Annotated in this window: 8 protein-coding genes; 7 read left to right on the forward strand and 1 reads right to left on the reverse strand. The window is 31.8% G+C overall.

The features are described from left to right. Window positions 1–123 precede the first annotated feature (123 nt). Window positions 124–1,338, reverse strand: coding sequence for a NupC/NupG family nucleoside CNT transporter (locus CD113_RS10630; protein WP_095092574.1), 1,215 nt, complete (start codon window positions 1,336–1,338; stop codon window positions 124–126). A gap of 157 nt (window positions 1,339–1,495) precedes the next feature. Here CD113_RS10630 and CD113_RS10635 point away from each other — a divergent pair, with 157 nt between their 5' ends. The 7 genes from CD113_RS10635 to gltX all read left to right on the forward strand — a co-directional run bounded on the left by CD113_RS10635 (window position 1,496) and on the right by gltX (window position 10,714). Then, window positions 1,496–1,957, forward strand: coding sequence for a CtsR family transcriptional regulator (locus CD113_RS10635; RefSeq protein WP_002462528.1), 462 nt, complete (start codon window positions 1,496–1,498; stop codon window positions 1,955–1,957). A gap of 24 nt (window positions 1,958–1,981) precedes the next feature. Further along, a complete protein-coding gene (locus tag CD113_RS10640) occupies window positions 1,982–2,533 on the forward strand; it encodes a UvrB/UvrC motif-containing protein (protein WP_002462527.1) in 552 nt (183 codons plus the stop codon). Between the two features lie 4 nt (window positions 2,534–2,537). Next, on the forward strand, window positions 2,538–3,545 hold the full coding sequence (locus tag CD113_RS10645; RefSeq protein WP_002462526.1) for a protein arginine kinase: 1,008 nt from the start codon (window positions 2,538–2,540) through the stop codon (window positions 3,543–3,545). A 13-nt stretch (window positions 3,546–3,558) separates the two neighbouring features. Further along, window positions 3,559–6,009 (forward strand): ATP-dependent Clp protease ATP-binding subunit, encoded by a 2,451-nt coding sequence (locus CD113_RS10650; protein ID WP_002462525.1) that lies wholly within the window; start codon window positions 3,559–3,561, stop codon window positions 6,007–6,009. 409 nt (window positions 6,010–6,418) lie between these two features. Next, window positions 6,419–7,783, forward strand: a complete 1,365-nt coding sequence (gene radA, locus CD113_RS10655; protein ID WP_002462524.1) for a DNA repair protein RadA — start codon at window positions 6,419–6,421, stop codon at window positions 7,781–7,783. A 24-nt stretch (window positions 7,784–7,807) separates the two neighbouring features. Continuing rightward, window positions 7,808–8,866: a PIN/TRAM domain-containing protein gene (locus CD113_RS10660; RefSeq protein ID WP_002462523.1), complete on the forward strand. Its 1,059-nt coding sequence runs from the start codon at window positions 7,808–7,810 to the stop codon at window positions 8,864–8,866. Window positions 8,867–9,259: 393 nt separating this feature from the next. Beyond that, complete coding sequence (gltX, locus tag CD113_RS10665; RefSeq protein ID WP_002462522.1) at window positions 9,260–10,714, forward strand: glutamate--tRNA ligase; 1,455 nt, start codon at window positions 9,260–9,262, stop codon at window positions 10,712–10,714. Window positions 10,715–10,810 lie beyond the last annotated feature (96 nt).

Below are 10,810 nucleotides of genomic sequence, written 5' to 3' on the forward strand. Positions count from 1 at the left end.
GTTTTAAAATTATTCATTTTTTATTTATCAGCCCTAAAAATAGTGAACCCAAAAAATTCGGTTGGTAAGATAACGTTCAAATTATCTTATCAACCGAATTTTATTATAGAACCTTTTTATAGATTAAATGAAGAAACCAGCAATTGCTGCAGAAATGAATGATACAAGTGTAGCGCCAAATAATAATTTTAAACCAAAACGGGCTACCATATCACCTTTTTTATCATTAAGTGATTTAATTGCACCAGAGATGATACCGATAGAACTGAAGTTTGCAAAAGATACTAAAAATACAGATGTAACACCTTTAGCATGTTCAGTAATACCATCTAATTTGCCAAGTGCCTGCATAGCAACAAATTCATTAGAAAGTAATTTAGTAGCCATGACAGATCCTGCTTGTACAGCTTCGTTCCATGGAACACCAACTAAAAATGCAAATGGAGCAAAGACAAAACCAATTAATGTTTGGAAATCCCAAGAAATTTGACCACCAGATGCTAGGCTAAATATACCACTAACGATTCCGTTTAATAATGCAATAATAGCAATATAACCAATTAACATGGCACCAACAATCACTGCAACTTTAAATCCATCTAAAATATATTCTCCCAACATTTCGAAGAAGGATTGATTTTTAGTTTCTCCTTCATCTACTAACAACTTATCATCTTCTTCATTAACTCTATATGGATTGATAATTGAAGCGACGACAAAACCACCAAATAAGTTAAGTACGACTGCAGTTACAACATATTTGGGTTCAATTAAAGTGAAATAAGCACCAATAATTGAAGCAGATACTGTAGACATAGCAGAAGCAGTTAATGTGTATAAACGTTGCTTAGGTATGTATGGTAATTGTTTTTTTAATGAAATAAATACTTCTGATTGACCTAAAATAGCTGCGGCTACAGCATTATATGATTCTAAACGGCCCATACCATTTATTTTAGAAATTAAAAATCCTAATACATTAATTATCAATGGTAGAATTCTTGTATATTGCAAAATACCTATAATTGCCGAAATAAATACAATTGGCATTAGAACACTTAAGAAAAACGGAGGTTGATCTGCTTTGACAAATTTAAATCCACCAAAAACAAAATTAACACCATCTGCAGCTTTTAATAACAAGTAATTAAACCCGCTAGAAATACCACCAATAACCGAAATACCAATAGTAGTCTTCAATAATAAAAAGGCAAAAACAAGTTGTATAACTAGTAAAATACCAACATATTGCCAGCGAATATTCTTTTTATCTGAGCTAAATAAAAACGCAAGTGCTAAAAAGAAAATAATCCCTATAATTCCAATTAGAATATGCATATAATCCCCATTCCTTTAATTTTTTCTACAATCTATCATACAATAAATTGTAAAGGCTAACACCATAAATTTTTGAAAATATATAAACAAATTGGTTGAAAAAGGTCAAAGTAGGTCATATAATATAGTCAAAGAAGGTCAAAAAGGGGTGATATACATGCACAATATGTCGGACATCATAGAACAATACATCAAACACTTATTTGAAGAGTCAAATGAAGATGTCGTTGAGATTCAAAGAGCGCATATTGCTCAACGGTTCGATTGTGTCCCTTCACAATTAAACTATGTCATTAAAACGAGATTTACGAATGAACATGGTTATGAGATAGAAAGTAAACGTGGTGGCGGTGGATATATTCGAATCACAAAAATTGAAAATAAAGATGCAACAGGTTATATTAATCATTTATTACAATTAATAGGACCTTCTATATCACAGCAACAATCATACTATATAATAGATGGTTTATTGGATAAAGCTTTAATTAATGAACGAGAAGCTAAAATGATTCAAGCCGTTATTGATCGCGAAACATTAGCGATGGATATGGTTTCAAGAGATATTATTAGAGCAAATATTTTAAAAAGATTACTGCCAGTAATTAATTATTATTAATATTTATATAAATGAGGTGTTTATGTGCTTTGTGAAAATTGCCAACTGAATGAAGCGGAAATTAAATTAAAAGTAACAAGTAAACACGGCACCGAAGAAAAATGGGTTTGTCAAACATGTGCACAGGGTAATCATCCTTGGAATTCATCTCAAGATCATTCATTAGATCAAGAACACCAAGATGATATTGAAGAAGCATTTGTTGTAAAACAAATTTTGCAACATTTAGCTACAAAACACGGCATTGATTTTCAAGAAATAGCGTTTAGAGAAGAAAAGCGGTGTCCAAGTTGCCAAATGACATTGAAAGATATTGCACATGTAGGTAAATTTGGTTGTTCAGAGTGCTTTACAACTTTTAAAGATGATATTTATGATATTGTACGTAGAGTTCAAGGTGGTCAATTTGAGCACGTTGGAAAAACACCACAATCATCATATAAAAAATTAGCATTGAAAAGAAAAATAGAAGAAAAAAATCAATATTTATCAACATTGATTGAAGAACAAAACTTTGAGGAAGCAGCGATTGTAAGAGATGAAATTAAAGCCCTTAAAGATGAGAGTGAGGTTTAACTAGATGGCTAATGATATTCATGAAAATATTAGTGAATGGATGAAAAGTAACCAAGAAAATCCCATCATTATGTCATCAAGAATACGACTAGCACGAAATTTAGATAATCATGTACATCCACTAATGTATAAAAATGAACAGGATGGCTTTAGAGTAATAAACGAAGTTCAAGATGCTTTGCCAAAATTTGATTTACTACGTTTAGATCAACTTGATCAACAAAGTAAAATGAAAATGGTAGCTAAACATCTTGTTAGTCCTGAATTGATTAAACAGCCAGCTGCTGCAGTATTAGTGAACAACGATGAATCTTTAAGTGTCATGTTAAATGAAGAAGACCATATTCGTATTCAATCAATGGGAACAGATATTGCGTTACAAGAGCTTTATAAAAAAGCATCAGAGATAGATGATGAATTAGATAAACAACTTGACATAAGTTTTGATGAACAATTAGGCTACTTAACGACATGTCCTACAAATATTGGTACAGGTATGAGAGCTAGTGTGATGCTACACTTACCTGGATTATCAATAATGAAAAGAATGTCTAGAATAGCACAAACCATTAACCGTTTTGGTTATACAATTAGAGGTATATATGGTGAAGGGTCTCAAGTATATGGCCATATGTATCAAGTTTCAAATCAACTTACACTTGGTAAATCTGAAACTGAAATTATTGAAACACTTACTGAAATTGTTAATCAAATTATTCAAGAAGAAAAGCAAATTCGTCAAAGATTAGATATATATAATAAACTAGAAACAGAAGATAGAGTACATCGTTCTTTAGGAATTTTACAAAATTGTAGAATGATATCGATGGAAGAAGCTTCATATAGATTAAGTGAAGTTAAATTAGGTATAGATTTAAGTTATATCAAATTACAAAATTTCAAATTTAATGAATTAATGGTTGGCATTCAATCTCCATTTTTATTAGATGAAGAAGAAGAAATAGATATAAAAGTTAAAAGAGCAGAATTATTGAGAAAACATATAAAATAGGAGGTTTTTATATATGCTATTTGGTAGATTAACAGAGCGTGCACAGCGTGTATTAGCACACGCACAAGAAGAAGCAATCCGCTTGAATCATTCTAATATAGGAACAGAACATTTATTGTTAGGTTTAATGAAAGAACCAGAAGGTATAGCTGCTAAAGTATTAGAAAGTTTTGATATTACAGAAGATAAAGTAATCGAAGAAGTTGAAAAATTAATTGGTCATGGTCAAGATCATGTGGGTACATTACATTATACACCTAGAGCTAAAAAAGTGATTGAATTATCAATGGATGAAGCAAGAAAATTACATCACAATTTTGTAGGAACAGAGCATATCTTGCTTGGTTTAATTCGTGAAAATGAAGGTGTTGCAGCAAGAGTATTTGCTAATCTTGATTTAAATATTACCAAAGCACGTGCACAAGTAGTTAAAGCACTAGGTAATCCAGAAATGAATAACAAAAATGCCCAAACTAGCAAAGCTAATAATACGCCGACATTAGATAGTTTAGCACGAGACTTAACAGTTATTGCAAAAGATGGAACACTGGATCCTGTTATTGGAAGAGATAAAGAAATTACTAGAGTAATTGAAGTATTAAGTCGTCGTACTAAAAACAACCCAGTATTAATTGGTGAACCGGGAGTAGGTAAAACTGCAATAGCAGAAGGTCTTGCTCAGGCAATAGTCAAAAATGAAGTTCCAGAAACTTTAAAAGATAAACGTGTCATGTCACTAGATATGGGAACTGTAGTTGCAGGTACTAAATATCGTGGTGAATTTGAAGAACGTTTGAAAAAGGTTATGGAAGAAATTCAACAAGCAGGTAATGTCATTTTATTCATCGATGAATTACACACACTTGTTGGTGCAGGTGGTGCAGAAGGTGCAATAGATGCATCTAACATCTTAAAACCAGCATTGGCTCGTGGAGAGCTACAATGTATAGGTGCAACAACATTAGATGAATATCGTAAAAATATTGAAAAAGATGCTGCACTAGAAAGACGTTTCCAACCAGTTCAAGTTGATGAACCAACAGTTGAAGATACAGTAGAAATACTTAAAGGATTACGTGATAGATACGAAGCGCATCATCGTATTAATATTTCTGATGAAGCATTAGAAGCGGCAGTAAGATTAAGTAATCGATATGTTTCAGACAGATTTTTACCAGACAAAGCAATTGATTTAATCGATGAAGCATCTTCAAAAGTAAGATTGAAAAGTCATACTACACCAACTAATTTAAAAGAAATAGAACAAGAAATTGAAAAAGTTAAAAACGAAAAAGATGCAGCAGTACATGCACAAGAATTTGAAAATGCTGCAAACTTACGTGATAAACAAACTAAACTTGAAAAGCAATATGAAGAAGCAAAAAATGAATGGAAAAATACTCAGAATGGTATGAGTACTTCATTATCAGAAGAAGATATAGCTGAAGTTATTGCTGGATGGACAGGTATTCCATTAACTAAAATTAATGAAACAGAATCCGAAAAATTACTAGGATTAGAAGATACGTTACACGAAAGAGTTATTGGCCAAAAAGATGCCGTTAATTCAATCAGTAAAGCAGTAAGACGTGCCCGTGCCGGATTAAAAGATCCTAAACGTCCAATTGGTAGCTTTATTTTCTTAGGACCAACAGGGGTAGGTAAAACTGAATTAGCACGTGCATTAGCGGAATCAATGTTTGGCGATGATGATGCAATGATTCGTGTTGATATGAGTGAATTTATGGAGAAACATGCAGTGAGTAGATTAGTTGGAGCACCTCCAGGATATGTTGGTCATGACGATGGTGGTCAACTTACTGAAAAAGTAAGACGTAAACCATATTCAGTGATTCTATTTGATGAAATTGAAAAAGCGCATCCTGATGTCTTTAATATTCTTTTACAAGTATTAGATGATGGACATTTAACTGATACAAAAGGGCGTACAGTAGATTTCAGAAATACAATCATTATTATGACTTCAAATGTCGGTGCTCAAGAATTACAAGATCAACGTTTTGCAGGATTTGGTGGTGCAAGTGAAGGTCAAGATTATGAAACAATCCGTAAAACAATGATGAAAGAATTGAAAAATGCATTCCGTCCAGAATTCTTGAACCGTGTAGATGATATTATTGTCTTCCATAAACTTTCTAAAGATGAATTAAAAGAAATAGTTACAATGATGGTTAAAAAATTAACTGATAGATTATCTGAACAAAATATTAATATTAAAGTAACAGATAAAGCGAAAGATAAAATTGCTGAAGAAGGATACGATCCAGAATATGGTGCAAGACCATTAATTAGAGCAATTCAAAAAACAATTGAAGATAATCTAAGTGAATTAATATTAGATGGTAATAAAATAGAAGGTAAAGAAGTTACTGTTGATCATGATGGTAAAGAATTCAAATATGATATTCAAGAACCATCAATGAAAGAAGAAGTAACAGAATAGAAATAAGGCATAAATTAATACACACATGCTCAATATAAATAATGTTGACACCTTTCCACGGAGGAAAGGTGTTTTTTTACGAATTTTTACTAATAATTAAAAAAGGAGAATTGTAATAACATAAGTAACTATTAGTAAAAATGAATGATTGATGAATACAACAAAATGTAGGGGCTTTTTGTATTCATTGATAAACAACACAAACATTTAATCAGATAAAGTTGCATTTTTATTATATGGTTGTGATTATCAAAAATATAAAGATAATTAATAAGTGAACTAACTATTAATATTACAATTGAGCGATATCGTTTTAAAAATTTTTAATCAAGAATAAAGATATTAGATTTGTCAGAATGACATTGTACGTATAAAATAGATGTGTTCAAAAGAAAGTGGAGGTGCAATATTGGCCAAGAAAAAAGTGATTTTCGAATGTATGGCTTGCGGATACCAATCACCAAAATGGATGGGTAAATGTCCAAACTGTGGTGGTTGGAATCAAATGGAAGAAATTGTTGAAAAAGCATCTAGTCCAAAACACGGTGTGAAAACAAAAGAAGTTGCAAGTAAAGTACAAAAGTTAAATAGCATTCATCATGAATCAACACCTAGAATATTAACTGAATCAGCAGAATTCAATCGCGTGCTAGGTGGAGGAATTGTTAATGGTTCTCTAGTTTTAATCGGAGGAGATCCTGGTATTGGGAAATCAACCCTATTACTTCAAATTTGTGCATCATTATCACAAAAGAAAAAAGTGTTATATATAACAGGTGAAGAATCATTAAATCAAACTAAATTACGGGCTGATCGTTTAGATGAAGATTCAAGTGAATTGCAAGTTTTAGCTGAAACAGACTTAGAAGTTATTTATCAAACAGTGAAAGAAGAACAACCAGATTTATTAGTTGTAGACTCTATTCAAACTATTTATCATCCGGAAATATCATCAGCGCCTGGTTCAGTTTCACAAGTGAGAGAGAGTACACAAAGTTTAATGAATATTGCAAAACAAATGAATATTGCAACATTCATTGTTGGTCATGTTACGAAAGAAGGACAAATTGCTGGTCCGCGTTTATTAGAACATATGGTTGATACTGTTTTATATTTTGAAGGTGATGAACATCATGCGTATAGAATTCTACGAGCAGTAAAAAATCGTTTTGGTTCAACGAATGAAATGGGTATTTTTGAAATGAAACAAAGTGGTTTGAAAGGTGTCAATAACCCATCTGAGATGTTTTTAGAAGAACGTTCAGCTAATGTACCAGGATCTACAATAGTAGCAACAATGGAAGGTACAAGACCATTACTTATTGAAGTTCAAGCTTTAGTTACACCAACGACTTTTAATAATCCGAGAAGAATGGCAACAGGAATAGATCATAATAGGCTTAGCTTATTAATGGCAGTACTTGAAAAAAAGGAAAACTACTTATTACAACAACAAGACGCTTATATTAAAGTTGCCGGTGGAGTTAAATTGACAGAACCTGCTGTTGACTTAAGTGTAATTGTTGCGACAGCATCTAGTTTTAAAGATAAAGCTGTAGATGGTTTAGACTGTTATATAGGAGAAGTTGGTTTGACTGGAGAAGTTAGAAGAGTTTCACGTATAGAACAACGTGTACAAGAAGCAGCGAAGCTTGGATTTAAGAGAGTAATTATACCTAAAAATAATATCGGAGGCTGGTCATTTCCAGAAGGTATACAGGTTATTGGTGTAACATCGGTTCATGAAGCATTATCATTTGCCCTACATTCATAGTACAACTGGAAAGGAGTTTCTGACGTGAATTTTATACGCTTGATGGTCATTGCGATTTATATCGTAATCGGTAGTACTTTAGGAATTATTATTATACCAGGCATAGTTAAAGATATTGGTTTATCTGGCATGCATATTTTTAAAAATCACTACATTGATGGCATGATAGGTATCATTATCATGTTCTTACTATTTGGACTCTTTATTAAACGTATCGCTGGTGCTATTAAAGAACTAGAACAATTTATCTTACGTAGAAGTGCAGTTGAAATACTTTTTGCGACAGTAGGTCTTATTTTCGGATTATTAATATCGGTAATGGTATCATTTATTTTTGAGTTAATTGGTGATTCAATTTTTAATCACTTTGTACCAATTATCATTACTTTTATACTTTGTTATTTAGGTTTTCAATTTGGCTTGAAAAAAAGAGACGAAATGTTAATGTTCTTGCCGGAAAACATCGCACAATCCATGTCACAACATACTAGAAGCGCTAGTCCCAAAATTATAGATACCAGTGCTATTATCGATGGGAGAATTTTAGATGTACTAAAATGTGGCTTTATGGATGGAACTATTTTAATTCCACAAGGTGTTATAAATGAATTACAAATTGTTGCCGATTCTACAGACAGTGTTAAAAGAGAAAAAGGACAAAGAGGCTTAGATATTTTAAATCAATTATATGATTTAGAACATCCGTCAAAGGTTGTTAATCCAACAAAGTCACACAGTGATATTGATACAATGTTAATCAAATTAGCTAAAAATTATCATGCAAGTATCATTACAACGGATTTTAATTTAAATAAAGTTTGTCATGTCAACGGAATTACGGCATTAAATGTTAACGATTTATCGGAAGCAATTAAACCAAATGTCCATCAAGGTGATCAACTCCATTTATTACTAACAAAAATGGGTAAGGAAGCGGGACAAGCTGTAGGCTATTTAGATGATGGAACAATGGTAGTTGTCGATCATGCAAAAGAATTAATTGGTCAACATGTACAATTAGAAGTTGTTAGTCTATTACAAACATCCTCAGGAAGAATTGTCTTTGCTAAAAGAACTGATTAGAAATGACAATGTTAATCATTAAGAAATAAAGTAACTTATTACTATTAGCAACATAAACACATGACTTATCAAACATAAAATATAGTGCTAAAATATATTTTAGTTATGTTAATAAAAAAGGGATTAAGTAAAGACAAAATTTGTATTTAAAAAATAAATAATTCTAGAAAATTTTGATCTTTATTGATAAATAGTGAATGATTGGCATCACTTAACAAAAGTTAATTAAATTATTTGAGATAGCAATCAAGTAATTATGTTATGATAAATCAATGTAATTAATAAAAGTGGCGTCATTTTTGATGAATGTTGTCGATGCAATTGGCATACAAAAATGGTAGTATACACAACTTAAAATTAATATTAGATAAGAAGAATTTAGGAGTGAACATGATGAGCGAACGAATTAGAGTAAGATATGCACCTAGCCCAACTGGATATTTGCATATTGGTAACGCGAGAACAGCTTTATTCAATTATTTATTTGCTAAACATTATAATGGCGATTTTGTTATCCGTATTGAAGATACAGATAAGAAACGAAATTTAACAGATGGTGAGTCTTCACAATTTGATAATTTAAAATGGTTAGGCCTAGATTGGGATGAATCAATGGATAAAGATAAAGGTTATGGTCCTTATCGCCAATCTGAACGTCAACATATTTATGAACCATTAATTGAACAATTATTAGCTGAAGATAAGGCTTATAAGTGTTATATGACTGAAGAAGAGTTAGAAGAAGAACGTGAAGCTCAAATTGCACGTGGTGAAATGCCACGTTATGGTGGACAACATGCTCATTTAACTGAAGAGCAACGTCAACAATTTGAAGAAGAAGGGCGTCAGCCAGCAATTCGTTTCCGCGTACCTCAAAATAAAACGTATAGTTTTAATGATATGGTTAAAGGAGAAATATCATTCGATTCAAACGGTATTGGTGATTGGGTTATTGTAAAAAAAGATGGTGTACCTACTTATAATTTTGCTGTAGCTATCGATGACCATTTTATGGAAATTAGTGATGTAATTCGCGGAGATGATCATATATCTAATACACCTAAACAATTAATGATTTATGAAGCATTCGGCTGGGAAGCACCACGTTTTGGACATATGTCACTTATTGTCAATGAAGAACGTAAAAAGTTAAGTAAACGTGATGGTCAAATTTTACAATTTATTGAGCAATATCGTGATTTAGGATATTTACCAGAAGCGTTATTTAACTTCATTGCATTATTAGGTTGGTCACCAGAAGGTGAAGAAGAACTGTTCAGTAAAGAAGAATTTATAAAGATTTTTGATGAAAAACGTCTATCAAAATCACCAGCATTCTTCGATAAACAAAAATTAGAATGGGTTAACAATCAATATATGAAACAAAAAGACCCAGAAACAGTATTCCAAATGGCGTTACCACATCTTATTAAAGCAAATTTAATTCCTGAAAATCCATCTGAAGAGGATTTAGCTTGGGGACGTAAATTAATTGCACTTTATCAAAAAGAAATGAGTTATGCGGGCGAAATCGTTCCATTATCAGAAATTTTCTTCCAAGAAATGCCAGAACTTGGTGAAGAAGAACAACAAGTGATGAACGGGGAACAAGTACCAGAACTAATGTCTCATTTATATGGTAAATTAGAAGTTTTAGAACCTTTTGAAGCGGCTGATATTAAGAAAACAATTAAAGAAGTTCAAAAGGAAACTGGTATTAAAGGTAAACAATTGTTTATGCCAATTCGTGTAGCAGTAACTGGTCAAATGCATGGGCCAGAATTACCTAATACGATTGAAGTGTTAGGCAAAGAAAAAGTATTGCAACGATTAAAAAAATACGTATAATTAAAGAACATATAAATTGGGAGTGGGACAGAAATAATTATGTCAAAACAAATTATTTCGTAGATGCCCGTCTTGCACATTAATGTAAAATCCACA

Origin of the sequence: Staphylococcus simiae (assembly GCF_002902085.1) — a bacterium.
GTDB classification, from domain to species: domain Bacteria; phylum Bacillota; class Bacilli; order Staphylococcales; family Staphylococcaceae; genus Staphylococcus; species Staphylococcus simiae.

What these genes read in the sequence shown, in the direction of transcription:
- CD113_RS10630 (WP_095092574.1), bottom strand. Translation starts at nt 1,338, where the DNA reads ATGCATATTCTAATTGGAATTATAGGGATTATTTTCTTTTTAGCACTT.
- gltX (WP_002462522.1), top strand. Translation starts at nt 9,260, where the DNA reads ATGAGCGAACGAATTAGAGTAAGATATGCACCTAGCCCAACTGGATAT.
- CD113_RS10635 (WP_002462528.1), top strand. Translation starts at nt 1,496, where the DNA reads ATGCACAATATGTCGGACATCATAGAACAATACATCAAACACTTATTT.
- CD113_RS10645 (WP_002462526.1), top strand. Translation starts at nt 2,538, where the DNA reads ATGGCTAATGATATTCATGAAAATATTAGTGAATGGATGAAAAGTAAC.
- CD113_RS10650 (WP_002462525.1), top strand. Translation starts at nt 3,559, where the DNA reads ATGCTATTTGGTAGATTAACAGAGCGTGCACAGCGTGTATTAGCACAC.